The organism is Nocardioides sp. DN36 (genome assembly GCF_055380375.1).
The window spans coordinates 1579998-1604945 of the sequence record NZ_AP043823.1; the positions used below are offsets into that span (position 1 = coordinate 1579998).

At 72.3% G+C, this 24948-nt stretch carries 27 protein-coding genes; 12 read left to right on the forward strand and 15 right to left on the reverse strand.

Going from position 1 to position 24948, the window contains the following annotated elements; translation table 11 throughout:
- Positions 1-96: 96 nt before the first annotated feature.
- Complete coding sequence (locus ACZ43H_RS08560; protein ID WP_464589365.1) at positions 97-1035, reverse strand: aldo/keto reductase; 939 nt, start codon at positions 1033-1035, stop codon at positions 97-99.
- Between the two features lie 25 nt (positions 1036-1060).
- Here ACZ43H_RS08560 and map point away from each other — a divergent pair, with 25 nt between their 5' ends.
- A complete protein-coding gene (gene map / locus ACZ43H_RS08565) occupies positions 1061-1825 on the forward strand; it encodes a type I methionyl aminopeptidase (RefSeq protein WP_464589367.1) in 765 nt (254 codons plus the stop codon).
- Between the two features lie 117 nt (positions 1826-1942).
- The gene (locus ACZ43H_RS08570) at positions 1943-4885 is read left to right on the forward strand and encodes a M36 family metallopeptidase (RefSeq protein ID WP_464589369.1); all 2943 of its coding nucleotides are present in this window, start codon (positions 1943-1945) and stop codon (positions 4883-4885) included.
- Positions 4886-4895: 10 nt separating this feature from the next.
- Here ACZ43H_RS08570 and ACZ43H_RS08575 read toward each other — a convergent pair whose 3' ends face one another.
- Positions 4896-5933, reverse strand: a complete 1038-nt coding sequence (locus ACZ43H_RS08575) for a GNAT family N-acetyltransferase (protein WP_464589371.1) — start codon at positions 5931-5933, stop codon at positions 4896-4898.
- Positions 5934-6004: 71 nt separating this feature from the next.
- Between ACZ43H_RS08575 and ACZ43H_RS08580 the strand changes: the two genes are divergently transcribed.
- Positions 6005-6517 carry a hypothetical protein gene (locus ACZ43H_RS08580; RefSeq protein WP_464589372.1) on the forward strand — a complete coding sequence of 171 codons (513 nt, stop codon included), beginning with the start codon at positions 6005-6007 and terminating at the stop codon, positions 6515-6517.
- Positions 6518-6553: 36 nt separating this feature from the next.
- Here the strand turns inward: ACZ43H_RS08580 and ACZ43H_RS08585 are convergent, their stop codons facing one another.
- Positions 6554-8587 carry a M4 family metallopeptidase gene (locus ACZ43H_RS08585; protein WP_464589374.1) on the reverse strand — a complete coding sequence of 678 codons (2034 nt, stop codon included), beginning with the start codon at positions 8585-8587 and terminating at the stop codon, positions 6554-6556.
- Positions 8588-8868: 281 nt separating this feature from the next.
- On the opposite strand from ACZ43H_RS08585, the gene ACZ43H_RS08590 reads away from it, so the two are divergent.
- From ACZ43H_RS08590 to ACZ43H_RS08600, 3 genes are read left to right on the forward strand one after another with little or no spacing between them, the layout of a single operon-like run.
- Complete coding sequence (locus ACZ43H_RS08590; RefSeq protein WP_464589376.1) at positions 8869-9777, forward strand: AMIN-like domain-containing (lipo)protein; 909 nt, start codon at positions 8869-8871, stop codon at positions 9775-9777.
- Complete coding sequence (locus ACZ43H_RS08595) at positions 9777-11273, forward strand: amidase (RefSeq protein ID WP_464589377.1); 1497 nt, start codon at positions 9777-9779, stop codon at positions 11271-11273. The genes ACZ43H_RS08590 and ACZ43H_RS08595 overlap by 1 nt, the downstream gene beginning before the upstream one ends.
- Positions 11274-11277: 4 nt before the next feature.
- Positions 11278-11661: a cupin domain-containing protein gene (locus tag ACZ43H_RS08600; RefSeq protein ID WP_464589379.1), complete on the forward strand. Its 384-nt coding sequence runs from the start codon at positions 11278-11280 to the stop codon at positions 11659-11661.
- 19 nt (positions 11662-11680) lie between these two features.
- On the opposite strand, the gene ACZ43H_RS08605 is transcribed toward ACZ43H_RS08600, so the two are convergent.
- The gene (locus tag ACZ43H_RS08605) at positions 11681-12286 is read right to left on the reverse strand and encodes a flavin reductase family protein (protein ID WP_464589381.1); all 606 of its coding nucleotides are present in this window, start codon (positions 12284-12286) and stop codon (positions 11681-11683) included.
- A gap of 45 nt (positions 12287-12331) precedes the next feature.
- Positions 12332-12715 carry a VOC family protein gene (locus ACZ43H_RS08610; protein WP_464589382.1) on the reverse strand — a complete coding sequence of 128 codons (384 nt, stop codon included), beginning with the start codon at positions 12713-12715 and terminating at the stop codon, positions 12332-12334.
- A 125-nt stretch (positions 12716-12840) separates the two neighbouring features.
- On the opposite strand from ACZ43H_RS08610, the gene ACZ43H_RS08615 reads away from it, so the two are divergent.
- The gene (locus ACZ43H_RS08615; protein WP_464589383.1) at positions 12841-13698 is read left to right on the forward strand and encodes an alpha/beta hydrolase-fold protein; all 858 of its coding nucleotides are present in this window, start codon (positions 12841-12843) and stop codon (positions 13696-13698) included.
- Here ACZ43H_RS08615 and ACZ43H_RS08620 read toward each other — a convergent pair.
- From ACZ43H_RS08620 to ACZ43H_RS08635, 4 genes are all read right to left on the reverse strand, one after another.
- Positions 13676-14647 carry a magnesium transporter CorA family protein gene (locus ACZ43H_RS08620; protein ID WP_464589385.1) on the reverse strand — a complete coding sequence of 324 codons (972 nt, stop codon included), beginning with the start codon at positions 14645-14647 and terminating at the stop codon, positions 13676-13678. The two genes, ACZ43H_RS08615 and ACZ43H_RS08620, sit on opposite strands and share 23 nt — an antisense overlap.
- 15 nt (positions 14648-14662) lie before the next feature.
- Entirely contained in the window at positions 14663-15661 is a 999-nt protein-coding gene (locus tag ACZ43H_RS08625) for a hypothetical protein (protein WP_464589387.1), read from the reverse strand.
- Between the two features lie 86 nt (positions 15662-15747).
- The gene (locus tag ACZ43H_RS08630) at positions 15748-16134 is read right to left on the reverse strand and encodes a hypothetical protein (RefSeq protein ID WP_464589388.1); all 387 of its coding nucleotides are present in this window, start codon (positions 16132-16134) and stop codon (positions 15748-15750) included.
- 34 nt (positions 16135-16168) lie between these two features.
- Positions 16169-16597, reverse strand: coding sequence for a VOC family protein (locus ACZ43H_RS08635; protein ID WP_464589390.1), 429 nt, complete (start codon positions 16595-16597; stop codon positions 16169-16171).
- Between the two features lie 110 nt (positions 16598-16707).
- Between ACZ43H_RS08635 and ACZ43H_RS08640 the strand changes: the two genes are divergently transcribed.
- Together ACZ43H_RS08640 and ACZ43H_RS08645 are read left to right on the forward strand one after the other, a co-directional pair.
- Positions 16708-17073 carry a hypothetical protein gene (locus ACZ43H_RS08640; RefSeq protein ID WP_464589392.1) on the forward strand — a complete coding sequence of 122 codons (366 nt, stop codon included), beginning with the start codon at positions 16708-16710 and terminating at the stop codon, positions 17071-17073.
- A 103-nt stretch (positions 17074-17176) separates the two neighbouring features.
- Entirely contained in the window at positions 17177-17530 is a 354-nt protein-coding gene (locus ACZ43H_RS08645) for a hypothetical protein (RefSeq protein ID WP_464589393.1), read from the forward strand.
- Here ACZ43H_RS08645 and ACZ43H_RS08650 read toward each other — a convergent pair.
- The 3 genes from ACZ43H_RS08650 to ACZ43H_RS08660 all read right to left on the reverse strand — a co-directional run bounded on the left by ACZ43H_RS08650 (position 17517) and on the right by ACZ43H_RS08660 (position 19688).
- On the reverse strand, positions 17517-17930 hold the full coding sequence (locus tag ACZ43H_RS08650) for a hypothetical protein (RefSeq protein WP_464589395.1): 414 nt from the start codon (positions 17928-17930) through the stop codon (positions 17517-17519). The genes ACZ43H_RS08645 and ACZ43H_RS08650 overlap by 14 nt on opposite strands.
- A 360-nt stretch (positions 17931-18290) precedes the next feature.
- On the reverse strand, positions 18291-18743 hold the full coding sequence (locus tag ACZ43H_RS08655; protein WP_464589397.1) for a hypothetical protein: 453 nt from the start codon (positions 18741-18743) through the stop codon (positions 18291-18293).
- Positions 18744-18929: 186 nt separating this feature from the next.
- Positions 18930-19688, reverse strand: a complete 759-nt coding sequence (locus ACZ43H_RS08660; protein ID WP_464589398.1) for an MBL fold metallo-hydrolase — start codon at positions 19686-19688, stop codon at positions 18930-18932.
- A 100-nt stretch (positions 19689-19788) separates the two neighbouring features.
- Here ACZ43H_RS08660 and ACZ43H_RS08665 point away from each other — a divergent pair, with 100 nt between their 5' ends.
- Both ACZ43H_RS08665 and ACZ43H_RS08670 read left to right on the forward strand, forming a co-directional pair.
- Positions 19789-20673, forward strand: coding sequence for a slipin family protein (locus tag ACZ43H_RS08665; RefSeq protein ID WP_464589399.1), 885 nt, complete (start codon positions 19789-19791; stop codon positions 20671-20673).
- Between the two features lie 30 nt (positions 20674-20703).
- Positions 20704-21300 carry a dihydrofolate reductase family protein gene (locus ACZ43H_RS08670; protein ID WP_464589401.1) on the forward strand — a complete coding sequence of 199 codons (597 nt, stop codon included), beginning with the start codon at positions 20704-20706 and terminating at the stop codon, positions 21298-21300.
- Between the two features lie 16 nt (positions 21301-21316).
- Here ACZ43H_RS08670 and ACZ43H_RS08675 read toward each other — a convergent pair whose 3' ends face one another.
- Entirely contained in the window at positions 21317-21451 is a 135-nt protein-coding gene (locus ACZ43H_RS08675; RefSeq protein WP_464589403.1) for a hypothetical protein, read from the reverse strand.
- Between the two features lie 136 nt (positions 21452-21587).
- On the opposite strand from ACZ43H_RS08675, the gene ACZ43H_RS08680 reads away from it, so the two are divergent.
- Positions 21588-21842: a hypothetical protein gene (locus ACZ43H_RS08680; RefSeq protein ID WP_464589405.1), complete on the forward strand. Its 255-nt coding sequence runs from the start codon at positions 21588-21590 to the stop codon at positions 21840-21842.
- 7 nt (positions 21843-21849) lie between these two features.
- Here ACZ43H_RS08680 and helR read toward each other — a convergent pair whose 3' ends face one another.
- Together helR and ACZ43H_RS08690 are read right to left on the reverse strand one after the other, a co-directional pair.
- Positions 21850-24015 (reverse strand): RNA polymerase recycling motor ATPase HelR, encoded by a 2166-nt coding sequence (helR, locus tag ACZ43H_RS08685; RefSeq protein ID WP_464589407.1) that lies wholly within the window; start codon positions 24013-24015, stop codon positions 21850-21852.
- Positions 24016-24122: 107 nt separating this feature from the next.
- Positions 24123-24830 carry a TetR/AcrR family transcriptional regulator gene (locus ACZ43H_RS08690; protein ID WP_464589409.1) on the reverse strand — a complete coding sequence of 236 codons (708 nt, stop codon included), beginning with the start codon at positions 24828-24830 and terminating at the stop codon, positions 24123-24125.
- Positions 24831-24948: the final 118 nt, after the last annotated feature.

Sequence of the window (24948 nt, forward strand, 5' to 3'; positions counted from 1 at the left end):
GTGCCCAGCGTCACCGCCGCACCGGCCCGGTTCCAGCGAATCCGCCGCGGGCGGATCTGCCCTGGGCAGAGGAGCGCGGCGGGCCCACCGGCCGGATCAGCGCGGTGCGTCCAGCTCGGCCATCTCCTCGGGGGCCAGCTCGAGCCGCGCGGCGGCCAGGGCGGAGTCCAGCTGGTCGAGGCTGCTGACCCCCACGATCGGCCGCGCCTGCGGCGAGCCCGCGAGCAGCCAGGCCAGCACCACCTGCGACGGCGTCACGCCGTGCTGGTCGGCCACCCGCCCCAGCGCCGCCAGCCGTGCAGTGGTGCCCGCGTGCTCGTAGACCGCGGGCAGCGGCCGGTCCGCGCGGTCGAACGCACCCTGGATCAGCGGGCTGTAGGCCCACAGCTCGATCTCGGCGTGGTTCTCGAGGTAGTCGCGGGTCTCCTCGGAGACGAACCCGAACCGGTGCCCCTTCCCGGGCACCTCGGCGCCCGGCCGCGGCTCGACGTACGACGTCGTCAGCTGCAGCGCGGTCCAGGGCTCCACCGCCAGCCGGGCCGCCAGCTGGCGCGCCCGCTCCACCCGCCACGTCGCGTGGTTGGAGACACCGAGCCGGTCGACCAGCCCGTTCTTGACCAGGGCCCCGAACGCCGTGACGGTCTCCTCGAGCTCGGTGGCACGGTCCTCCCCGTGCGCCCAGTACACGTCGATCCGGTCGATCCCGAGGCGGTCGAGGCTGCGTGCGGCCTCGCGCTGCACCACCTCGGCGGAGAGTCCCTCCACGCCGCCGTCACCGGTCGGCTCCACGCCGACCTTGGTGGCGATCACCAGCCGCTCCCGGACCCCGGGGTTGGCGGCGAGCCAGCGGCCGATGACCGCCTCGCTCTGCCCACCACGGCCCGATCCCGACTCCCAGAACGCGTAGCAGTTCGCGGTGTCCAGCGTGGTGCCACCGGCCTCCACGAACCGGTCGAGCTGGGCGAACGACGCCCGCTCGTCCAGCCGGGTGCCGAAGTACATCGTGCCGAGGACGAGGTCGCTGATGGCGTGCATGGGCGCCAGCGTAGGGTTCCTACGCGTGATCGAGCTCCGCACCCCTGCCCAGATCGAGGAGATGCGTCCCGCCGGACGCTTCGTCGCCGACGTCATCACCCGGCTCGCCGAGGCCGCCGACGTGGGCGTCAACCTGCTCGACCTCGATGCCCTGGCCCACGAGATGATCCGCGAGCGCGGGGCCGAGTCCTGCTACCTCGACTACCACCCGTCGTTCGGGGCCTCTCCCTTCGGCAAGGTGCTCTGCACCTCCGTGAACGACGCGGTCCTGCACGGCCTGCCCCACGACTACGTGCTGCGCGACGGCGACCTGCTCAGCGTCGACTTCGCCGCCAGCGTGGACGGCTGGGTGTCGGACTCGGCGTACAGCCTGGTCGTCGGCACCCCGCGCGAGGAGGACCTGCGGCTGATCGAGGTGACCGACCGGGCGCTCGCGGCGGGCATCGAGGCGGCCACCGCCGGGAACCGCATCGGCGACATCTCGCACGCGATCGCCTCCGTGGCGCGCGCGGCCGGCCTGCGCATCAACACGCAGTTCGGCGGGCACGGCGTGGGCCGCACCATGCACGGCGACCCGCACATCCCCAACGACGGCCGCCCCGGCCGCGGCTTCCCGCTCAAGCCCGGGCTGGTGATCGCGATCGAGCCGTGGTTCCTGCACACCACCGACGAGATCTACACCGACGCCGACGGCTGGACGCTGCGCAGCGGTGACGGCTCGCGCGGCGCGCACATGGAGCACACCGTGGCCGTGACCGAGGACGGCCCGATCGTGCTGACCGCGCGGTGACCGACCGGGTGCGCTGAGCACCCCTCCCCCGTCCGGATGAATGTCCGGCTCCCCTCTTGCCACCCGGGTCGCCCGGGGCGAGAGTGAGCCGGCACACACCGAACGAGGGAGACGCCCGTGAGCGGGACCCATCTGGGCGGCAGCCGCCGCATCCGCACCACCGCCGCGCTGGCCGCGGCAGCACTGGCGCTCGCGGGGGGCGTCGCCACCTCCACCACGTCCTGGGCCGGTGGCGCCCCTCCGGGCACGGCGCAGCCGGAGCGCTCGGCGCGCACCGCCGGGCCGACGGAGGCTCGGGGCTTCTTCGACCTGCGCCACGGCACCACCGACCGCGCCCACGCGGCCGAGCTGCGGGCGGCCACCAAGGCCTCGTCCCGGCCCGCCGCCCGCGCCCTCCAGCGCTCCCTGAGCGACCACGCCCTGCTGGAGTACGACGGCAGCACGGGGACGGTCCGGATCCTGGAGGACCTCGACGGGTTCCTGACCGGTCGCAGCAGCAAGGCTCCCGCGAAGGTCGCGATGGGCTACGTGCGCGCCAACCACGACGCGCTCGGCCTCACCTCCGGCGACCTCGACACCTTCCGCCTGCGCCGCGACTACCGCGACATCGAGGGCGTCCACCACCTGTCGTGGAGCCAGCGGGTCGGCGGCCAGCGCATCTTCGGCAACGGTCTGCAGGCCGCGGTCACGCGCGGCGGACGGCTGCTGATGGTCGGGGGCTCCCCCGTCTCGGGTGCGTCGGCCCCGACGCGCACGCCGTCCTCGAAGCTCGGCACCCCGGCGGCCGCGATCGCCGCGGCGCGCCGCGACCTCGGCGAGAGCTCCACCGCCGCCGGCCCGCGCGACACCGCCGAACCCGTCCTCTTCGTGACCCGCGCCGGCACCCACCGGGCCTGGCAGTCGATCACGATGTCGGCCGACCACCCCGCGGTCACCGTCCTCGACGCCGAGACCGGCGGCCTCCTCTACCGCCGGCCGTTGTCGGCCGAGCGCGCCTCGACCGAGGGCAGCAGCGGCAAGGCCGTGACCTACTTCCCCGGGCACCGGCCCGGAGGCAAGCCGCAGAAGTTCGACTACACCAAGCGGGGCTGGCTCGGCGCCAAGGCCAAGCGCCTCTTCGGCAACAACTCGCACGCCTACTCCGACGTCAACGACGACAACCACCCCCAGAAGCGCGAGGAGGCACCGCCGAGGACCGGCCACCGCTGGAACTACGTGCTCAAGCCTTTCCACCTCAAGAAGGTGTCGTTCTGCGACAACCCCTACCCCTGCTCGTGGAACCCGAACAAGCCGTTCTCGTGGCGCACCAACCGCAAGCAGAACGTCGCCCAGGTGTTCTTCTTCGTCAACAACTGGCACGACCACCTGCTGAAGGCACCGATCGGCTTCACCGAGGCGGCCGGCAACTTCCAGCGCAAGAACTTCGGCAGGCACGGTGAGGACGGCGACTTCGTCGACACCCAGACCGACGACGGTGCGAACACCGACCACGGCCTGCCGGACGGCGCGCACATCGACAACGCCAACATGGACACGCCCCCGGACGGCATGGCGCCGACGATGCAGATGTACCTCCAGCACCAGCCCGGGACGTCGTACCCCGACGGCGACCCCTTCGCCCCCACCAACGTGGGCGACGAGGCCGACACCGTCTACCACGAGTACACCCACGGCCTCTCGAACCGGCTGGTCGTCGACCCCAACGGCGTCTCGACCCTCGGTGGCGTGCAGGCCGGTGCGATGGGCGAGGCGTGGAGCGACTGGTACGCCATGGACTACCTGGTCGCCAAGGGCCTCCAGAAGGACAAGCCGGGCAAGGTCGACGTGGTCCTCTTCCAGTACGACGGCGCCGGCGTGGCGCTCGACCGGACCGAGCCGATCGACTGTGCCGTGGGGTCGACCGCGGAGCGCTGCAACGGCGGCGCCGCCGGGCACAGCGGCGGCTACACCTACGCCGACTACGCCCAGGTGATCGGCTCGCCCGAGGTCCACTCCGACGGTGAGATCTGGTCCCAGACGCTGTGGGACCTGCGCAACCGGCTCGGCTCGCGCAGGAGCGAGGCGCTGGTGACCCGCGCGATGGAGCTGGCGCCGAGCAACCCGTCGTTCCTCGACATGCGCAACGCCATCCTGGTCGCCGACACCGTGCTCTTCGGCGGTGACCACCACCGGGGCATCTGGTCGGTCTTCGCCCACCGCGGCATGGGCTTCTACGCAGGATCCCTGGGCGGCGACGACTCCGCGCCGGCGGCCAGCACCGACCTGCCGCCGACGAGCCCCGCGACGGGCACGATCAGCGGCGTGGTCCGCGACCAGGACAGCGGCCAGCCCGTCGCCGGTGTCCCGGTGACCCTGGCCTTCCAGGGTGGCGGCGGCATCGCCAACCCCACGGCGATCACGGCCGACGACGGCAGCTACAGCCTCGGTCCCGTCCCTGTCGGTCACTACGGCAAGCTCGTGGTCAGCGGCGCGGGCTACGACACCACGCAGCACGAGGTCACGGTGACCGCCGGCGGCACGACCGAGGACTTCGGGGTCCGCCGCGACTGGGCCGCCGCCAGTGGAGGCGCCTCGGTGGTCGACTTCAACGGGCCGGACTTCACCCCCTTCGGCTGTGGACCGGACCGGGCCATCGACAACAGCCAGGCCACCGGCTGGAGCACGTTCACGGGCGCCGTCGAGGCACCCACGAACGTGTTCGTGCCCAAGCACGTGACGGTGGACCTCGGCCGTCAGGTCGACGTGAGTGAGTTCGGCGTCGACCCGGCCAACACCTGCGGCGACGGCGGCAGCGCCTCGACCGGCGACTTCAAGATCGAGACCTCGCCGGACAACGCGACGTGGACGACGGCGCAGACCGGCACGTTCACGGTCGACGACCGGGGCCGGATCAACCTGCTGTCCCCGACCGCGGGCGCGTCCGGGGTGCGCTACGTGAGGTTCACGATCCTGGGCAACCAGACGCCGGACTTCGCGACGAGCTGCCCCGACGGGGCGTTCTCCGGCTGCACCTACACCGACCTGACCGAGCTGGAGGTCTACGGCGAGGCCACCCCCTGACGCGGGAGGTCTAGCCGGACGTCGGCGCCGCCCCTGCCCGAGCACTCGGAGCAGGGACGGCGCCGACGCTCGTCTGGAAGAGCAGTGCCCGACCGAGGACCTGGTAGCCCAGGGCGTGGTTGACCGCGATCATGTGGTCGTTGCTCTCGGCGTTCCACGTGTCGATCGACTCCAGCTGCGGCTCCTCGTCCTGCAGCCAGCGCAGCATCTCCAGCTTGAGCAGCAGCCCGAGCCGGTGCCCGCGGTGCGCCCGCACGACCGAGGTGTCGTGCTGCTCCGCGAGCTGCGGCCGCTCCGTGTCGACCCCCACGATCGTCTCCCCCGCCAGCTCGCCGGTCTGGCGGTGCCGGGCGTACAGCCGGTGCACGCGGACTCCCCGCAGCCGCTGCGCCTCCTCGTAGGCCCGGATCCGGCGCGGTGAGTAGACCTCGTCCTCCAGGTCGAGGTCGTCCACGGGCGAGTCGTTGATCGCCGCCACCATCACCGCGAAGGCGTCGAGCTCCTCCTCGGGCACCGGCCCGGCCAACCGGACGAGCTCGTAGGCCGCCGCGCGCGACGTCGCCTCGGCGTGCAGCCGGTCCAGCACGGACCGGTCCAGCCCGGCGAGGACCTGACGGCGGTTGATCTCCCGGCTCCTGCACTCCAGGCCGTGCCGGGACGCGAACCCGGTGGCCGCGGCGTGCTCCCAGCCGTCAGTGCCCACGGTGGTGCGTCCCTCGGCGCGGGCGCGTTCGAGCAGGGCGGCCAGGAGCTCGCTGCCGTGCCCGCGGCGACGGTGGTCGGGGTGGACGTCGAAGCGCACCCAGGCCAGGTGGTGGTTGTCGTACCCGCTCGTCTCGTACTCCGCGTAACCGACCGGCCGGCCACCCGCGACGGCCAGGAACGGGACGACCGGGTCGAGGTCCCAGCCGTGGCGGAGCCGTCCCTCGGCCTCGTGCTCGGTGAGGGGGTGCACCCACGGCGAGTCGGCGCGCCGGGCCGCGTTGGCGACCGCGACGAAGTCACGCAGCGCGGAGCGGTCGCCGGGATCGAACTCGACGATCTCCATCCCTCGAGGATGCGCCCGACCGGGACGCACGCGCCACCGGATATCCCGGCCGGCCCACTAGGGTCGCCGTCATGACGACGCTCGGGCGGACCACGCTGCTGCTGATGATCCCGGTGAACCTCGTCCTCGTGGCATGGGTGTGGATCGGCCGCATCGTGTTCGGGGTGGGCGGCTGGTTCTTCCTGATCTACCTCCTCACCGCGGTGCCGATCCTGCTGGTCGGGCTGCTGACCAGCACCGTGCTCGCCTACACCCAGCCCGGACGCCCGCGGCACCTCTCCGTGCCGCAGGCGTGGGCGCAGCTGGGGGTGTGGGTGGGCATGTTCCTCTACGGCGCGGTGAGCGTGGACTTCGGTGACACCGAGGAGAGCGAGATCTCCCTCCTGACCCAGCTGTTCGGTCGCACCCGGGGGATGTTGGACCTCAGCTACTGGCTGATGGAGATCTTCGCTGTGGGCACCTTGGCGGCCTGGGTCGTGCTGGTGGTGCTTCTGACGGCCGGCCGACGCTCGCCCGTCCCGGTCCAGCCGGGCCCCTACGCGGCGAGCGGCCGCCACGCTCCCTCCGATCAGGCAGGAGCGTGACGGCCGCCGAGGTGCTGCCGCCGAGTCAGGTCGGCGTCAGCCCAGGTTCAGCGCGGTGTCGTCCACGACGAAGCTGGTCGCCAGCGAGCTGTCCTCGCTGCCGCTGAAGCTGATCGACACGGTCTGCCCGGCGAGCGAGGAGACGTCGAAGGACTTCAGCGAGTACCCCGCCGCCGCGTTGGCGTTGGAGTAGGTCGCCAGCGTGGTCGAGCCGGCCTTGACGGTCAGCTTGTCGTACGCCGTCGAGCCGGTCTCCGCGGTGTCGATGTGGAGGTAGAACGACAGCGTCGCCTTGCACCCTGCGGGGATGCTCACCGACTGGCTGAGCGTGTCGGTGTGGGTCGCGCCGTAGCCGTTCATCCACGCCTTCCAGCTGCCCGAGTGGGCGGGCTGGCTGGTGGTGTTGTCGACGACGCCGGTCGAGGCCGACCACGGCGCGGCCGCTCCGGTCTCGAAGCCGGGGTTGCCGAGCTTCTGGCCGGTGCAGCCGGTGCCGCCGCCGCCACCCGTGGAGCAGGTCGGGTCCCCGGCCTGGGCCGGCACGTTGACCGCGTCCCAGGCGGCCTTGACCGCGTTGAACTCCGTGCAGCTGGTGGTGCCGTACAGGTTCTTCGCGGCCGTCAGGGTCCAGGTGCGGTACTTCAGGTACGACGCGCCGGTGGTCTTCATCAGCATCGCGTTGTACATGATCTTCATGGCCTTCTGGATGCCCACGCCGGTGACCGAGCTGCTGTTGCAGGTCGGGCTGGACGGCTGGCCGTTGCTCGGGCTGGAGCCCTCGGCGAGCAGGTAGAACCAGTGGTTGCCGGGACCCGCGGCGGCGTGCACCTCGTCGGTGGGGGTCGAGGAGGTGTAGCAGTTGGAGTCGCCGGCCAGCGACGGGTTGTACATGTAGCGGATCGGGCCGTTGCCGACCAGGTTGACCTGCTCGCCGACGGTGTAGTCGGGGCGGTCGGTGCCGTTGTTGGCGTACCACTCGGTGGCGGCGCCGAACGTGTCGGCGACGAACTCCTGGGTGCCGTTGCCGGAGATGCCACCCGGGGTCTTGTCGTCCACGCCGTGACCGAACTCGTGGGCGACCACGTCGATGGAGCCGATCCACTTGCCACCGGTCTGGGTGTGGCCGATCTGGACCTGGGTGCCGTCGTAGTAGGCGTTGACGTCGTTGAGGCCCACGCGGATCGGGACCCAGCCGCCGGAGCCGTTCATGCCGCTGCGACCGAGCCAGGTGGAGAGCATCTGGCGCTCCTGCTCGGCGGCGTAGAACGCGTCGGCGCACCCGGTCTCGCGGCTGGTGGCGACCCCGTTGCCCCACGAGTCGTCGGTGCCGGAGAACGTCACGTTGGTGGCGGCGTCCTGGCAGACCAGGGTGGCGGCGTTGGTGTTCTTCATGGAGTACGTCGAGCCCGACAGCGTGGTCGGGATCGAGACGGAGCCGGCCCAGGCGGTGTTGCCCGTGCCCTCGAGCACGTGCTCCGTGGTCGTGAGGACCGAACCCGTCAGGGCGTCGACGTAGACCGAGAGCCGCGACGGCTCGCCGGCCCGGGTCCCGGTGACCATCGTCTCCCAGGCCAGGCGCGAGCCGTCGCGCTGGAGCACGACGAGGCGGGTCTCGCCGACCTGCGCGCCCTTGACCTGGCGCGCCGACGTGGCCCGGGCCTTCGCCTTCGCCACCGTCGGCGACAGCGAGTCGAGCCTGGTGGCCCGACTCTGGGCGACGGTGGTGCCGAGCACGTTGCCGTCGGAGTCGGTGGTCACCACGAAGTCGCCACCGACGACCGGGAGGCCACGGTAGGTGCGCTCGTAGGGGACGTACTGCAGGCCGCCCGACGACTGGACCGGGAGCGCCCGGAAGCCGTCGTGCTTGCCGGCGTGCAGCTTCCCGGGCGGGTCCTGCACGAGCTCGCGTGCGGACTGTGCAGCCGCGGCCCGGGCGTCCTGGGGTGCGGCGCGGTGGGGCACGGCCGCCTGGCTGCCGGACGGAGCCGACATCACGACCATGGCGGAGACGAGGGCTGCGGAGCTGGCGATGGCCAGCTTCCGCGGAGCCCCAGCGACGAGTCTTCTCACTCGACACTCCTTGTTCCGGGCTCGCTCAGGAGCCCACTGAAGGGTTGGGGGGTGTGGCTCCGCCCGGGTCTGCACCGGAGGTCTTCCACCCGAGAAGGGAAGCCGCGGGAACTCTTGCGCCACGGCGACACCCGGTCAACGGATTGAACGTGCAGGACTGTGCACTGCATCAACACGCAAAAGTCGCCGGGCCCCTGCCGCGGCCCCACCCGCGCCCGGCGCGTGCTCGCCGGGACCTTCGGCTCTGACGCGCCGCCCGCGGATCCCCCGACCGTAGGAGCGTGAAGCTGTTGCGTCTCCTGGCACCGCTGGTGCTGCTGGGTGCGGGCCTGGTGACCGGGGCGGCGGCACCGACCGCGACCGGCGCCCCCGCTGCCGCCACACCCGCGCCGACCCTGGTCGGCATCCGCGCCTCCCACCACACGACCCCGGCCGGAGGCGGCTTCGACCGGGTCGTCTTCGACTTCCGCGGCGGGCTGCCCACCAGCGTGCGGGCGCACTACGTGAAGCGGCTGGTCGCGGACCCACGTGGCACGAGGGTCCGGATCGCCGGGCGAGCGATCCTCGCGCTGCGCTTCGAGCCGGCCGACGCCCACGACGCAGCCGGTCCGACCGCCCCCAAGCGGGTCGCCTTCCCGCTGCCCAACGTGATGACCGCGGTGCGGTCCGGCGACTTCGAGTCGGTCACGACGTACGGCCTCGGCCTGGCGAAGCAGAGACGCGTCCACGTGTTCGAGCTGCGCGACCCGGACCGGGTCGTGGTCGACGTGCGCGCCGGCTTCCGCACCGTCCCGCGCAAGGTCTGGTTCCTCGACCGCGACAACGTCGTCGACAACCAGGCGCCGTTCTTCGTCCCCCGCACCCGTCCGGTGCCGATCGGCCAGCAGGCGCGTGGGGTCCTCGACCGGCTCTTCGCCGGACCGCTGCCCGTCGAGCACGCCCACGGCCTCCGGCTGCTCCGCTCGGGGGCGACCGGGCTGACCGGCCCCCGCTTCCTCGACGGCGTGGCGCGCACCCGCATGCTCGGCGGCTGCAGCAGCGGCGGGTCGACCGTCTCCCTGGCCGGCGAGGCCGTGCCGACGCTGCGGCAGTTCCCGAACGTGTCCTGGGTCAAGATCCTGGACCCGGACGGCAACACGGAGACGCCCACCGGACACTCGGACTCGATCCCGGAGTGCTTGGAGCCCTGATGCCTGCCGCGGACGGACCCCTGGCGACCGGCTTCGCCGACGCCTGCACGCAGGCCGCGCTCGTGCACTCGGGCCGGCTGCGGCCGGTGGACCTCGTCCTCGACGCCGTCACCCGGATCGAGCGGCTCGACCCGGTCCTGCACGCCCTCGTGGTGTCCGACTTCGACCGCGCTGTCGACACCGCACGCACGCTCGACCCGACGCTGCCCTTCGCCGGGGTCCCGATCCTGGTCAAGGACCTGTGCGCCGAGGTCGAGGGCCTGCCGATCCGCGAGGGCTCGGCGTACCTGCGCCACGTGGTCTCCGGGCACGACCAGGAGTACGTCGCACGCCTGCGCCGGGCCGGCTTCGTCGTCCTCGGCAAGACGGCCACCTCCGAGTTCGGCATGGCCCCCACCGTCGAGCCCTCGCACGGCCCGGCAACGGCCAACCCGTGGGACACGGCGCACACGACCGGCGGCTCCAGCGGCGGTTCGGCGGCCGCGGTGGCCAGCGGCATGGTCCCGGTGGCCCACGGCAACGACGCGGGCGGGTCGATCCGCATCCCGGCCTCGGCGTGCGGGCTCTTCGGCCTCAAGCCGACCCGGGGCCGCAACCCGCTCGGTCCGCGCTACGGCGACATCTTCGGCGGCCTGGTGGCCGAGCACGTGCTCACCCGGACGGTGCGCGACAGCGCCGCCCTCCTCGACGTCACGGCCGGCCCGGCGCCCGGCGACCCGTACCCGGCGCCGCCGCACTCCGGGACGTGGGCGGGCGAGGTCGGGCGGCCCCCCGGCCGGCTCCGGATCGCCGTCAGCCGGCAGGCCGCCGAGGGGCGGCCGGTGCACCCGGACTGCCTGGCCGCGCTGGACGAGACGGTCGACCTCCTCGAGGAGCTGGGGCACACCGTGGTCGAGCGCGAGCTGACCGAGCTGACCCCGGAGGTGGGCAGCGCGATCGGCCGCACCTACGGCGCAGCCCTCGACTGGGTGATCCGGTACTGGGCGGCCGAGACCGGTCGGTGGCCGGAGCCCGACGCGCTCGAGCCGCTGACCCGGCTCTACTGGGAGCGTGGCCGCGAGATCCGTGGCGGCGAGCTCCTGATCGCGATGACGACCCTGCAGACCTTCTCCAGAACCGTCGCCTCGGCCTACGACGGACCGGACGGGTTCGAGGCGTGGCTGTCCCCCACGCTCGCCGAACCCCCGCCGCGCCTCGGCGAGATGGCCGCCTCGGAGGCGGATCCCACTCTCGCCGAGGCGCGGTCAGCCGCCTTCGTGGCGTTCCCCCTCATCGCCGCGAACATCACCGGGCGTGCCGCGATGAGCGTCCCGCTGGGCCGCAGCCGCGACGACCTCCCGATCGGCGTGCACCTCATGGGCGGCTTCGGCGGCGAGGCCACGCTGCTCCGCCTCGCCGCACAGCTGGAGGAGGCGCGACCGTGGGCGGACCTGTGGCCACCGGCGTCGGCCCGCTGCCTGGACCACCACCACCCGTTGACGAGCCCGGCAGACTGATCCCGTGACCGAGCCGATCCGTGTCGTGAAGCAGGCAGAGCTGACCCCCGCCGACCCGACGCCGGGGATGCACCGCACGCTCGCCTTCCGGGCCCCGGGGCTGTGGGCCGGTCGGGTCGAGACCGAGCCGGGCAGCACCTCGGGCTGGCACCACCACGACACCAACGAGTCCAGCCTGTACGTCGTCTCCGGCGTGCTGCGCCTGGAGTTCGAGGGGCAGGAGGGGTACGTCGAGGCGCACCCCGGCGACTTCGTGCACGTCCCGGCCCACACGGTCCACCGGGAGATGAACCCGACCGACGACGTGTCGGTCGTGGTGATCGCGCGCGCCGGTGAGGGCATCCCCACCGTCAACGTGGACCACCCGCCCCACCCCCACGACCACTGAGTCGCGGGCGGCGGGCTGGTCAGCCCTCCGTGGTGGTGTAGCGACCTCGGTAGTAGAGCAGCGGGTCCGCGAGCTCGGTGGTGCCGAGGTCGAGCACCCGGCCGACGACGATGTGGTGGTCCCCGGCCTCGTGGACGGCGTGGATCGTGCAGTCCACGTAGCCGAGGATCCCGTCCAGCACCGGCGAGCCGGTGGCCGGGGACGCCGCCCACGGCACCTCGGCGAACTTGTCCACGCCGCGGCTGGCCATCACGTTCGACAGGTGCGACTGGTCGGCGCTCAGGAAGTTCACGCAGAAGTGGCCCGAGCGCTGGATCAGCGGCCAGGCGCGGGAGGTCTTGGCCGCCACGAACATCACCAGCGGCGGGTCGAGCGAGACGCTCGCGAACGACTGGCAGGTCAGGCCGACCGGCTGGCCGTCGCTGCTGCCGGTCACGACCGTCACCCCCGAGGCGAAGCGCCCGAGGACGTCGCGGAAGCGGCGGGCGGCGGTGAGGCCGGCCGGATCACCGGCGTGCACCTCCGCCGTCTCGCCGGGCCACAGCTCGAAATCCACCCCGGGGTCGCCCACCAGGTCGGTGATCTGGTCCCAGGTCGGCCAGCTGCGACCGGTCTCCGACGTCATGCCCCTACCGTAGTCAGGCCTCCCCGTGGTCGGCCCTTTCCGTGGTCAGCCCCCGGACGGCTGGTAGCGGGTGAGCACGCAGAACTCGTTGCCCTCGGGGTCGGCGAGCACCGCCCAGCCCTTGTCCCCGTCGCGCAGGTCGTTGACCAGCGTGGCGCCGAGGCCGAGGACCCGGTCGATCTCCTCGTCCCGGCTGCGGTCGGTCGGCCGCAGGCAGATGTGCATGCGGTTCTTGACGGTCTTGGGCTCGGGGACCTTCAGGAAGAGCAGGTAGCGGTCGTCCGGACCAGCGAGACCGCACTCCTCCTGCCCCGGCTCGTTCTCCCACTGGGTCGGCTGGACGAAGTCCTCCAGCACCTGCGCCCACCACATGGTCTGGGCGTAGGGGTCGTGGGCGTCGATGCAGAAGTTGGATGCGCGAGATGCCATGCGGGCACCCTGCCAGAGGCCGCCGACATCGGCGCGAGAGCGCCACGCCGGGCACCCCGAGTTCTGGTGATCTCGGGCGGCAGCCGACGTCCCGGCGCCGCGCTCCGCCCTAGCCTGCGAGCACCATGAGTCCCGAGCTCGACATCCGCCCGGCCCGACCGCGGACGCTGACCCGCCGCCGCCTCGTCGCCGGCGGCGTCGGCGCGGTCGGGGCCGCCGCGATCGGGACCGCCGCCTGGAGCGTCGCACCGTTCCGGCTCAAGAAGGAGCTGGGGCTGACGCCGGAGCCCTTCATCCCGAACGCCGCCGAGGGGCAGGTGCGGGTGGAGAGCGTGCGGTCGCAGGCCATGCGCGGCGAGGTGGGCCTGTTCACCGCCGTCCCGGCCGGGCACGGCGACGGGGCGGGACTGCCCGTCGTGGTGGTGCTGCACGGCTCCAGCGCGACCGTCGAGGGCTTCCGCGGCTTCGGGTTCGGGCGGTTCGTGACGGCGTCGGTCGAGCGCGGGGCGCCGCCGTTCGTGCTCGTCGGCACCGAGGACGGACCGGCCGGCTGGGTCTCGGACGGCAACGGCGACCCGCAGGCGATGCTGCGCGACGAGCTGCCCGGCTGGCTCGCGGAGCGCGGGTACGACGCCGACCGGCGCGCGCTGTGGGGCTGGTCCCGGGGCGGGTACGGCGCGCTGCGGTTCGGCCTCGCCGACCCCTCCTGGTCGCGCGCGACCGCACTCTTCAGCCCGGCCGTCTCCCTGGGCGACCCGGCACTCACCGACCTGTCGCCCCTGGCCGAGCTCCCGCTGGGCGTCTGGTGCGGCGACCGGGACCCGTTCCGCGACGCGGTGCGCGACGTCGTACGCCGGCTGCCGACCGAGCCGGAGGTGGTGACGTTCGCCGACGGCGCGCACACCCGCGTGTTCTGGAACCGGCACACGCTGGAGGCGTTCGACTGGCTCTCCGGCCACCTCACAGCCAGTCGCGACGCCTGAACGCGACGTAGAGCCCGCCGGAGAGGAGGATGATCAGCAGGGTCGAGGTGTAGAAGCCCGAGTGCCGGGCGAAGCCCGGGTAGGGCAGGTTCTGCCCGTAGAACCCGGTGATCGCCGTCGGCACCGCGATGATCGCCGCCCAGCTGGTGACCTTCTTGGTGATCACGTTGAGCCGGTTGCCCTGGATCGTCAGGTTGGTCTCGACGATGGTGGCGACGAGGTCGCGCAGGCTCTCGGTCCACTCGGCGGCGCGCAGCACGTGGTCGTAGACGTCCTGGTAGTACGCCGTCATCTCGACCGGGACCAGCCCGACGTCACGGCGCATCAGGGTATTGACCACCTCGCGCATCGGCAGCACGACGCGCCGCAGGTGGACCAGGCTCTTGCGCAGCTCGAAGCTGCGCCGCTGGACGTCGCGGTCGCGCGGACGGTCGTCGAACAGCAGGTCCTCGAGCGCCTCGATCTCGTCGTCGAGCGACTGCACCGCGTCGAAGTGGCTGTCCACGACGTAGTCCAGCAACCCGTGCACGAGGGCGCCGACGCCGTACCTGGTCAGGTCGGCGTTGTCGTCCCAGCGGGCCACCAGGGCGTCGACGGGGAAGCTGTCGTCAGGGCGGACCGTCACCAGCGCCCTCGGCGTGATGAAGGCCGCGACCTCCCCGGTGACCAGCTGCCCGCTGGCGGTGTCGAGACGGACGGCGTACGCCGTGAGGAAGTCGTGCGTGCGGTAGCGGTTGAACTTGGGGCGCTGCCGGCCGCTGGCGGCGTCCTCGACCGCCAGGGAGTGCAGGTCGAGCTCGTCGGCCACGTGCTGCAGCTCGGCGAGGTCGGGGCCGCAGAGGTCCACCCAGACCACGGCTGACTCGTCGTGGAGGTGCTCGGAGACGTCGTCGAGCGAGAAGCCCTCGTCGGTGAGGACCCCGTTGCGGTAGCACCGGGTGCGGGTCACACGCTCGAGTATTGCTCAGACGACCGGCTGCACCCGGGATTCCGGCACCGGCTGCAGGAACTCCAGGGCTCCCCCGTGCTCGCTGGTGAGGGTGTACGCCGCCCCGCGCCGCGGGCGCACCTCGACGCGGACCCGTGCGGTCTTGGAGTTCAGGCAGTAGCTCCTCGCGCGGGCCGGGTTGTCGTAGCCCAGACAGACCATGCGGTCCGGGGACCCCTCCATCTCCAGCGTGGCCTCGCCGTCCCTGCCCCGCACCCGCAGCGACCAGCGCGGGAAGTCGATCTCGGGCCGCTGCCGCCACAGGTCGACGATCCGGTCGAAGCGCAGCTCGCGGTCCCCGCGGCGGACCACCAGCATCGAGAACAGCGGTGAGGTCCGGCGACCCAGCTCGATGCGTCCCGACGCGGCCTCCACCACGGCCTCGTCCTCGGGGAACACGCACTGGCCCCAGGCGTACTCGGGGCTGTGCGCCGCGCCCCAGTTGTGCCCCTGCATGCCGACCCAGTCCCTGAGGTCCCACGTCTCCCCGGCCCGGGTGCCGTCGACCCACGTGAGGCTGCCCGCGAAGGTGGCCAACGGGAACGGCGTGAGCAGCTTGTTCCTCGGGACGCGGGCGTCGACGAGCCGGGTCGGCAGCAGGCGCATCGGTGACCCGAGCGCGCCACCTTCCCGGACGAACGAGACGTCCCACGCCACCCGTGCCGGCCCCGACGTCAGCTCGCCTCGTGACCGCCCGCCGTCGGGCTCGAGGTCGAGCCCGAGCGGACCGACGCGGCTGGACCCGTCGGGCCCGAAGGTCGCCTGCCCGAGTGGTACGTCGCACCGGAACCCTGCGGTCCGGTCCCGGTCGAAGACGCTGCACCACGCCTGGGCCGTGCCGGTCCCGTCCCTGCGGGTCAGCACCGTGGCCTTGAGCCAGAGCGCCCGCGGTGCCGCCGGGTCGTTGGCGCGGACGAACCACGACTCGACGTGGTCGGTGCCCGGGTGGAGGCGCGGCGCGTTGTCGGGCGTCATGGGCCCAGTGTGGCGACTTCTGGCGGGAAACGTCCGTGGACCCGTCATCGCAGCCCTCGTGGTCGCCCGTTCACGAGCCGGACGGGTCAGTCCACCGGCTCGGGAACTTCGATCCCCGGACGGACCTCGCGTCGCAGCCGGTCCGTGAGTGCTCGACGAGCAGACAGGTGGCGAGCGCTCCACCCGGCATCACGCCGGACGGTGGGGTTCGCCGCGAAGTCGTCGTTCCAGGCCATGACGTCGTCGAACAGCTGCCGGGAGATGCCGATCCACCTCCGCAGCTCCTCGTAGTCGTCACTGAGGTGACCCTCATCGTCCCAGAAGGGACCTGCATGGGTGCCCGCCCTGAGCCGCACCACCTGGACGTCAGGGTCCTCGTCGTCGCCCCGGGTGGCATTGTCGAGGGGCTCGTAGGAGAACCATCCAGCGTGGCCGTCCTCGGACGGGAGACCTTCCGGCGGTCTCTCGGTCACTTTGGTCCCTTTCCCCGGTCGAAGGTCCGTTCGCTCAGTCGAGGCAGAACTCGTTCCCCTCGACGTCCTGCATCACGATGCACGCGTTGGTGCCGTCGCACAGCAGCTCCACGCGTGTCGCGCCGAGCGGGACCAGGCGTGCGCACTCGGCCTCGAGCGCGGCCAGGCGCTCCTCCCCCGCGAGCCCGGTGCCGACCCGCACGTCGAGGTGCACCCGGTTCTTGACGGTCTTGCTCTCGGGAACGCGCTGGAAGTACAGCCGCGGACCCACCCCCGAGGGGTCCTCGCACGCGCACCACGAGCCCTGCTCCTCGGGCGGCTGCGAGCGATCGAAGTCGGCCCAGGTGGCGAACTCCTCGGGCAGCTGCGGCAAGGCGTACCCCAGCGCCTCGCACCAGAAGCGGGCGACGCGCTCGGGCTCTGCGCAGTCGAAGGTGACCTGGACCTGCTTGACCGATGACATGGGCCCAGACCGTAGGGACTCCCGCCGGCTCGCAGCAACCGAGATACCACCGCCGGGCCGCGGCCTCGACCCGGCGATGGGCTCTCGAGCCGTGGGGCACACTCGGAGCCATGATGGAGCGCTCGGAGCTCAGCCGCCTCATGAAGGGCCGACCCGGCCTCCGGGTGCAGTTCTCGAGGAGCGCGGTCGCCGCGAGTCTCTGGGCCTACGGCGAGGACGAGCTCGCAGACCGCGCCCTCGCCATGGACGACGCCGACCTTCGCAGCGTCCAGGCCATCGCCGCCCACTACGAGGAACCTGCGTATCCGCTGCCGGTCGTGGATCAGCGGATCACCCACAACCACGTGATGGCCTTGGCAGCCATCACGTACTTCGAGCGGGACTGCCGTCCGCTGACGCGGAACCGTCGTCGGCCTGAGCGCACCCGCCCCGAGAAGTTCACCCCGTTGCCACCCGATCCGGTCACCGGTCTCTGAGGTCGGCGACCGATCTCGGTCGGGCGTGAACGAGCCGCTGGGATGTCGGAATTGCGCGATCACCTGCACCGCTGTCGGATGTGCGAAACCATGCGCCATGGACATGCGCGCGGCCACCCCTGCCGTGTTCTGCGCTGTCGTGGCGGTGGCGACTGTCGGCTTGACCGGCTGTGCCACTGACCAGCCCGACCGTTCAGCGGTTGCCGCAGCGAAGTGCTCCTGGCCCGTCGACGAGAAGGCCGGCTTCAGCACGACGCCCACCGGGACGACCGCCGCCAAGGTGGGCGTCACCGTCACCAGCCTCGGCGAAGGTCGCTACCGGGTCACCGGGCAGGCAGTCGGACACGGAGAGCACGGACATGTCCGCGCGGTCGACTTCACCTGCGACGTCGCACCCGACGACCGCGACAAGCTTCGTGGCTTCAAGGTGACCAGCTTGACCGTCAGCCCTCAGTGACGGTGGCGGCCGCAGGCCCGCCCGGGCGCTCAGCGTCCGTCACCACGCTCCTCGCTCGCGCGCTCGCGGTCAGAGGGCGAGCTGGTCGAGGCGGTAGCCGTGCTCCCACTCGAGCTCGCGGGCCTCGGCGCGTCTCGTGCTGCTCGAGGCTGAAGCCGGGGGCGTGCTTGGCGGTGCGGCCGCGTTTGCAGGCCGGCTCGAAGCAGCTGCCCCACTCGGCGACGACGTGCCGCCAGATCGGGGCGGTCGGCTTGTAGGACGTGCTGGTCAGCTCGACCATCTGCCCGGCGGGGATGACGGTGCCGTCGGCCAGGACGCCGGGGTCGTCGCCGATCCCCATCACGGTCTGGATCGGGACGGTCAGGTTGATGACCGGTCGGGAGTACGCCGGCGTCGGCACCCCCGGCCTCGCGGCACACCGCAAGGCACGCTGGACGGGAGCACCGACAGTCCGGCCCCGAGCGGTTCAGCACCCAAGTGCTGAAGCCATCCGCGAAGCCCACACGTCCAACGACCCGACGAGGGCTCCTCCCGCCGTCTGTTGGACGTCCGCATTTGGCGATGAGGAGCGATGCAGGTCAGAACGCGGCGCCCGACCGACACCTCGGCGCACGTGCGTGGACCCACTTCACGCCACTGCTGAGGCCTTCCTCGTCTGCCGTCAGTCGCACGCGTCGCGGCGCATCACGCTGCCCCTGAGTCGCCGCGAACCGCGCCAGGGGGTGACGGCAGCACGCCCAGCCTCGGCCGTCCCGGCGCTTCAGAGGGTGTAGCGCAGCGTGTAGACCGTGCGGCCGCTGTCTGTGTTCCGCACGTGGATCGTGCCTTCGATGCCGCGGTACTTGCCGGTGCCACTCGTGATCCGGCCGCTGAACCTGTTCCCTGTCGTCTCCGTGTCGAGGTCGAAGTAGCTGATGATCACCCCGCCCTTGAGCGCGGCGGCCAGCCAGAAGCGCAGCTGGTCGGTCTTCGGGTCGAACGCACCGGAGAAGCTCTCGTAGCCGACGATCTTGTGCGTGGCGAGGGACCGGAGCCGGTCCGCGCCGGCGGGATGGTGGTCGCCCAGGTCGTGCGCCTCGATGTTCTGGCTCAGGACGCGCATGACGTGCTGGCTCCGTGCCGCCGGTGGCCCCGCTGCGTCCGAGGACGTCGCGGCTCCTGCGAGAGCGGTGAGCATGAGCGCGGCGGCTGCTGTGGTTGCGAGCGTCTTCATGTCGTCCTCCTGGTGTGACTCGGGGGTGCGACCAAGGGGCATCGACGTCGATCGGCAAACCGGCGTGGGCGGGCCTGTACGGGGCCGCACCAACTTTCCTGTTCTCCCGCGATCCTGAAACGACTCGGCGCCGCGGGCGCCCGGTCCTCGTAAAGATCCTCAATACTCAGGACAGTCGGCCGGGGCTCAGCCGGACGACTGTCGGGCCTGCTCCAGGTTCGCCTGGTGGATGCCGGAGAGCCAGTCCTGCTCGAGACGCGCGTCGACCGGTTCCACTGCTCGCACCAGCGCGTCGACGTACGCACGGTCCGCCGCCAGCCGGGCCGCCACCTCGGGGCCCCGGGCGACCGCGCCGTGCCCGGGGACCACCACGTCGACGTGCCGGGCGGCCTCCTGCAGACGGTCGAGGGCGGCGTCATAGGCGGCCACCTGACCGGGCCGGCGAGGGTCGAGCATCGGGATCAGGACGTCGGAGAGCATGTCTCCGGCGAGCAGCACGCCACGGTCCGCGAGGAGGACCGCAGCGTGGCCGATCGCGTGCGCCTCGTGCTCGACGAGCTCGCCGGGCACCGGTCCCCCGTCCGCGGGCAGCGGTGTGACGAGCCCGATCAGGTCGAGGGGGACACCGGACGCACTTGCTGCGGCCATCTCCTGCGCGCGCTCGCGGACCCCGCCGGCCGCCTCCGCGCAGGCAACGGTGGCATAGCGCGGCACGTCGCCGAACCGGGAGTGCCAGAGCAGGTGGTCCCAGTGCAGATGGGTGGAGAACCCGGCGACGACCGGGATGCCGAGCCGGTCCACGTCGTCGGCGAGCTGGTCGAGGTCGGCCCCGTCGATCCCGGGATCGACCAGGACCAGCCCGCTCTCCCCACGCACCACGACGGCATTGCTCCAGACCCACTCGCTCTGACGGACCCAGACTCCGTCGGCCACCTCGTTCAGCATGTGCGCACCCTTCCCCGACTCCCCATGCCCTGTCGACCTGTGCCGCTCGCGGAACTCATCGGTCGAGGGACGCGTCGGCGGCGCGGCCGACGTACGCTCGATGGCACGGCACCACTCGTCCCCGGAGGTCGTCATGGACGTCCTGCTCATCGTTCTGCTGGCTCTGGTCGTGCTCGTCGTCGCCGGTCTCGCGGCGAGCTTCCGGGTGGTGAAGCAGATCGAGCGTGGCGTCGTGTTCCGGCTGGGTCGCGCCCAGCAGGAGGTACGCCGTCCGGGGCCGACCATGCTGGTCCCGTTCGTCGACCGGATGAAGCGCGTGAACATGCAGGTCGCGACCATGCCGGTGCCCGCGCAGGACGGCATCACCCGCGACAACGTGACCGTGCGCGTGGACGCGGTCGTCTACTTCCGGGTCCACGACCCGGTGCGGGCGGTCGTCGAGGTGCAGGACTACCAGTACGCGATCTCGCAGGTGGCCCAGACCTCGCTGCGATCGATCATCGGGAAGAGCGAGCTCGACGACCTGCTGTCCAACCGGGAGCAGCTCAACCAGGGCCTCGAGGTGATGCTCGACAGCCCGGCCGCACCGTGGGGCATCGAGATCGACCGCGTGGAGATCAAGGACGTCGCGCTGCCCGAGGCGATGAAGCGGTCGATGTCGCGTCAGGCGGAGGCCGAGCGGGAGCGGCGCTCACGGGTCATCACCGCCGACGGGGAGTTCCAGGCGTCCAAGAAGCTCTCGCAGGCGGCCGCTGCGATGACCGGGACGCCCGGTGCCCTCCAGCTGCGGTTGATGCAGACGATGGTCGAGGTGGCGGCCGAGCGGAACTCGACCCTGGTGCTGCCGTTCCCGGTCGAGCTGCTGCGCTACTTCGAGGCGGCCGCGCACGCCGCCGACCCGGCCGTGCCGCGGGCCGGCATCCCGGACCCGGAACCCTCCGTCGACGGAGCCATCCTGGACCCGCCCGGGGCAGCGCCTCGATGAGTCTGCCCGCGGTCGCCGGTCCGTACTGACATGGCGACGGTGATCATGCACGCAGTGGTGTCGGTGGACGGCTTCATCGCCGACGAGCACGACGAGGTCGGACCCCTGTTCGACTGGTACTTCAACGGCGACGTGCCGATCGTCGAGGACGCGGCCGAGGAGCGCCACGCGCCGTTCCGCATCAGCCGCCGCTCCCACGCCTACGTCAGCTCGTTGTGGGGCAGCATCGGCGCCACGGTCCAGGGACGGCACCTGTTCGACCTCACCAACGGGTGGGAGGCCGAGCCGCCGGCCGGCGACCACCTCGTCGTCGTGTCCCACCGGCCGAAGCCGGACGGCTGGCACCCCGAGGCCGACGTCCCGTTCTTCGACAGCGTCGCCGATGCCGTCGCGGAGGCGAAGGAGCGCGCCGGTGACCGGGGGGTCGCGGTCTGCGCCGGGAACGTCGGCGGGCAGGCGCTCGCACTCGGACTCGTGGACGAGATCGGGCTGGACGTCGTCCCGGTGGTCTTCGGCCGGGGCAAGAGGTACTTCGGGGACGTCGACTCGCAGCACCTGCTCGAGGACCCGGACGTCGTGATCGAGGGCGACCGCGTCCTCCACCTGCGCTACCGCGTACGCCGCTGACCCGCGCCCCGCGGCCTCACTTCTTCTTCGTCGGGTGGATCTTGTCGGAGAGGGTCTCCTCGAGACCCTTGCTGCGCTTCTCGGCGCGTTTCTCCTTGATGGACTTGCCGGTCTTCTTGGACATGGACTGGCGCGGCGACTTGTCGCTCATGGGGGATCTCTCTGAGAGGAAGCCTGAACGGCTCCGTCCCTCGACAGTACGCCCCGTCCCATCTCGTCCCCCCGGCCGCGGTGCGCCTGCGAGGAACGCGCTCCGTGGCCCGTAGGGTCGCCCGGGTGAGCCGACGATGAGCAAGATGGATGACCTGCGCGCGATGCGCGAGGCCCGCTACGAGCAGATGACGAAGCGCGCGAGCGGGCCGACCGCCGCCCCCAGGGCCGTCGCACCCAGGACCGCTGCCCCCAGGAAGCGGGCGGAGGCGCCGCCGGTCGCCGACGAGGTGAAGCCGTCGGAGGAGACGCTCTGCGGCCACCGCGCCATCAGCGGGCGCACCTGCACGCGCGAGCAGGGCCACGCGGCCAAGAGCCACCGCTACGCCTGAGCCCGGATCACGGGCTCGTGAGGACGACCAGCCGCTGGGTCGCCCGGGTCATCGCGACGTAGCGGTCGACGGCGCCCTCGATGCCGCCGCCGAACGTGTCCGGGTCGACCAGCACGACCAGGTCGAACTCCAGCCCCTTCGACAGCTCGGGGGTCGACACCCGGACACGGTCCGCCCCCGGGAGCGGGCCGGCCACCTCACCGACGGCCACGACGCAGGCGATCCCGTCGGGATGCTCGGCCAGCCAGGACTCCAGGACCGACCGCAGCCCGGACACGGATCCGTGGACGACGGGGACACCGCTGCTCCGCACGGACGTCGGCACGTTCGCGTCCGGCAGCGCGGCCCGGATGACCGGCTCGGCCTCGGCCATGACCTCCTCCGGCGTCCGGTAGTTGATGCTGAGCGACGCCAGGTCGACGTGCTCGAGCCCGATCCGCTCGAGCCGCTCCCGCCAGGACTCCGTGAACCCGTGGCGCGCCTGGGCCCGGTCCCCGACGATCGTGAGGCTCCGGGACGGGCAGCGCAGCAGCAGCATCTGCCACTCGGCGTCCGTGAGCTCCTGCGCCTCGTCGACCACGACGTGCGCGAACGGGCCGGCGAGCTGGTCGGGTGTCGCGGTCGAGAGGGCGCCCTCGTCGACGATCACGCTCTGCGCGTCCTCGACCCGCAGCATCGACATCACCTTCATCTCGGTGTCGTCGGTCGCGACCAGGTGGTCGATGACCGCGGCCATCTCCTCTCGCTGGGCAGCGACCTCGGCCTCCAGCCGTCGCCGGCGACGTGGCGCGTCGGGGTCGCCCACGCGTAGCCGCGCCGCATCCAGCAGGGGCAGGTCCGCCACGGTCCAGGCCCGCGCGTCCGTACGCCGCAGAGCCTGCACCTCGTCCGGCTCGAGCCACGGGGCGCACCGGCGCAGGTACGCCGGCACGCTCCACAGGTCCTCGACGATCTCGGTCGGGTCGAGCAGCGGCCAGGCCCGGGTGAAGGTGGCAGCGAGCTCACGGTTCCGCGCCAGCGCCCGGCGGAGCTGGTCCGGCGGCACCCCTGCTTCGTCGACCTTGTCGACCAGGATGGAGACCAGCTCCTCCCACACCTGGTCACGCGCCTCGTTGTGCGGGGTGCCGGGATCCGGGGCGTCGAACGCCTCCGCCCAGTCGTCGGGGCTGAGCCAGATGTCGGCGTACGGCGTCTCGACCTCCATGCCCGAGGTCGGCGCCTCCTCGTAGAGCCGCACGGCCGGCTCGATCGCCCGCACCATGGCCGCCGAGGCCTTCAGCCGGGCCACCTTCGGATCCGGCTCGGGCACGGCGGTCGCGCCCTCGGGGACGAGGTCGCGGAGGGTGCAGGTCTGCACACCCTCCTCCCCCAGGCTCGGCAGCACGTCGGCCACGTAGGCCAGGTAGGGCTGGTGCGGGCCGACGAACAGCACGCCGCCCCGGCGGTGACCCAGGCGCGGGTCGGCGTAGAGCAGGTAGGCGGTGCGGTGCAGGGCGACGACGGTCTTGCCCGTGCCCGGCCCGCCGTCCACGACCAGCGCCCCACGGGAGCCGGCCCGGATGATCGCGTCCTGGTCGGCCTGGATGGTGCCGAGCACGTCGCGCATCCGGGGCGATCGGCTGCCGCCCAGGCTGGCGATGAAGGCGGACTGGTCGTCGAGCGCGGCCGCGTGCCCCTGCAGACCCTCGGCGGTGAACACCTCGTCCCAGTAGTCACTGATGCGCCCGCGGGTCCATCGGTAGCGGCGTCGGCTCACCAGCCCCATCGGGTCGGCGTGGGTGGCCCCGAAGAAGGGCTCGGCCGCGGGTGACCGCCAGTCGAGCAGGAGCCGGCGACCGGTGCTGTCGGAGAGGCCCAGCCGGCCGACGTACACCGGTTCGGGGTCGTCGGCGTGCACCATGTGCCCCAGGCACAGGTCCACGCCGTACCGGCGCAGGGTGCGCAGGCGGGCCGTCAGCCGGTGGACCTCCTGGTCCCGGTCCAGCGCCTCCTGGCCGCTGCCGGCCGGTGCCCGCCGCGCGGCGTCGAGGCGGTCGGACAGGTCGGCGACCGAGTGCTCGAGGCTGCTCGCGAGGTCCGCGAAGTGTTGCTCGTCGCGGGCGACCAGCGCCGGGTCGGCCTTGGCCGCGAGACGGCCGGAGAGGTCGAACACGCTGGTGGTCGCTGGGTCCATGTCATCGGCTCCGATCGTGCGGCGGCGTCCCGGTGATCCCTGGGACACCGGCGTCGATCGGCGATTCTGAGGCCTGCCGGGGGCCTTGCCGCAAGCCCCCGGGTCCGCTATACGTTGAGAGTGGAGGGGCCGCCGCGGGTGCGGGCGAGGATCCCCTCCAGCATCCGGTGGATCCCCCAGACGAACTGCTCGGTGGAGACGTACTCCGCGATCGTCCCGGCGGCCGCGGCCGTGCGGGGGTACTCCCCGGTCGGGGTCCGGCCGATCGCCTCTCGTCGGACCCGGATCCGGTCGCGCTCGGGCGGGAGCGGGCCGGGTCGGCGCACGTCGGCGACGTCCAGCGCGATCGACCCGAAGACGTAGACGATGAGCAGGTAGGCCCCGCGGGCCGCCTCGGCGGCGTCGAGGCCGGCGTCCCCGAAGAGCTCCAGCAGCCGCTCGTTGAGGGCGAGCGCGCGGGGACCGTCCAGCGGGCTGCTGATCAGGAGGGGGACGGCCCCGGGGTGCGCCGTGAGCCTGGCCCTCAGCTCCAGGGCGAGCGACTCGACCCGCTGCGGCCAGGCCACCTCCCGGTCGGCGAACACGCCCTGGTCGACCTCTCCGAGGAGGCGCTCCACGATCCCCTTGTGGATCGCGGCCTTGTCCGCGAAGTAGGTGTACACGGCGTTCGGGGCCACGCCCACCCTCGCCGCGATGCTCCGCACCGAGGCGGCTTCGACCCCACCCTCGTCCAGCAGGGCCAACGCCGCATCGAGGACCTCGTCCTCGGTCGACGCGCGCCGCGGACCCCGGCGCGCCTTCCTCGGCTCCGGCACGGCTCCGCACCTCCTGTTGACAGGGAACCTGGACAACGTACAGTGTTTGTACGCCGTACAGAAACGCCGATCGGGCGGTCACCATCCCCGATCCTCTCCGCAGCTCGCGAGACAGCCG

Coding starts and splice junctions, on each gene's coding strand:
- ACZ43H_RS08575 (WP_464589371.1), bottom strand. CDS start 5,933: ATGGAGATCGTCGAGTTCGATCCCGGCGACCGCTCCGCGCTGCGTGAC.
- ACZ43H_RS08615 (WP_464589383.1), top strand. CDS start 12,841: ATGAGTCCCGAGCTCGACATCCGCCCGGCCCGACCGCGGACGCTGACC.
- ACZ43H_RS08610 (WP_464589382.1), bottom strand. CDS start 12,715: ATGGCATCTCGCGCATCCAACTTCTGCATCGACGCCCACGACCCCTAC.
- ACZ43H_RS08625 (WP_464589387.1), bottom strand. CDS start 15,661: ATGACGCCCGACAACGCGCCGCGCCTCCACCCGGGCACCGACCACGTC.
- ACZ43H_RS08670 (WP_464589401.1), top strand. CDS start 20,704: ATGGCGACGGTGATCATGCACGCAGTGGTGTCGGTGGACGGCTTCATC.
- ACZ43H_RS08655 (WP_464589397.1), bottom strand. CDS start 18,743: ATGAAGACGCTCGCAACCACAGCAGCCGCCGCGCTCATGCTCACCGCT.
- ACZ43H_RS08675 (WP_464589403.1), bottom strand. CDS start 21,451: ATGAGCGACAAGTCGCCGCGCCAGTCCATGTCCAAGAAGACCGGCAAG.
- ACZ43H_RS08680 (WP_464589405.1), top strand. CDS start 21,588: ATGAGCAAGATGGATGACCTGCGCGCGATGCGCGAGGCCCGCTACGAG.
- ACZ43H_RS08605 (WP_464589381.1), bottom strand. CDS start 12,286: ATGACGTCGGAGACCGGTCGCAGCTGGCCGACCTGGGACCAGATCACC.
- ACZ43H_RS08635 (WP_464589390.1), bottom strand. CDS start 16,597: ATGTCATCGGTCAAGCAGGTCCAGGTCACCTTCGACTGCGCAGAGCCC.
- helR (WP_464589407.1), bottom strand. CDS start 24,015: ATGGACCCAGCGACCACCAGCGTGTTCGACCTCTCCGGCCGTCTCGCG.
- ACZ43H_RS08645 (WP_464589393.1), top strand. CDS start 17,177: ATGCGCGCGGCCACCCCTGCCGTGTTCTGCGCTGTCGTGGCGGTGGCG.
- ACZ43H_RS08560 (WP_464589365.1), bottom strand. CDS start 1,035: ATGCACGCCATCAGCGACCTCGTCCTCGGCACGATGTACTTCGGCACC.
- ACZ43H_RS08660 (WP_464589398.1), bottom strand. CDS start 19,688: ATGCTGAACGAGGTGGCCGACGGAGTCTGGGTCCGTCAGAGCGAGTGG.
- ACZ43H_RS08595 (WP_464589377.1), top strand. CDS start 9,777: ATGCCTGCCGCGGACGGACCCCTGGCGACCGGCTTCGCCGACGCCTGC.
- ACZ43H_RS08640 (WP_464589392.1), top strand. CDS start 16,708: ATGATGGAGCGCTCGGAGCTCAGCCGCCTCATGAAGGGCCGACCCGGC.
- ACZ43H_RS08665 (WP_464589399.1), top strand. CDS start 19,789: ATGGCACGGCACCACTCGTCCCCGGAGGTCGTCATGGACGTCCTGCTC.
- ACZ43H_RS08580 (WP_464589372.1), top strand. CDS start 6,005: ATGACGACGCTCGGGCGGACCACGCTGCTGCTGATGATCCCGGTGAAC.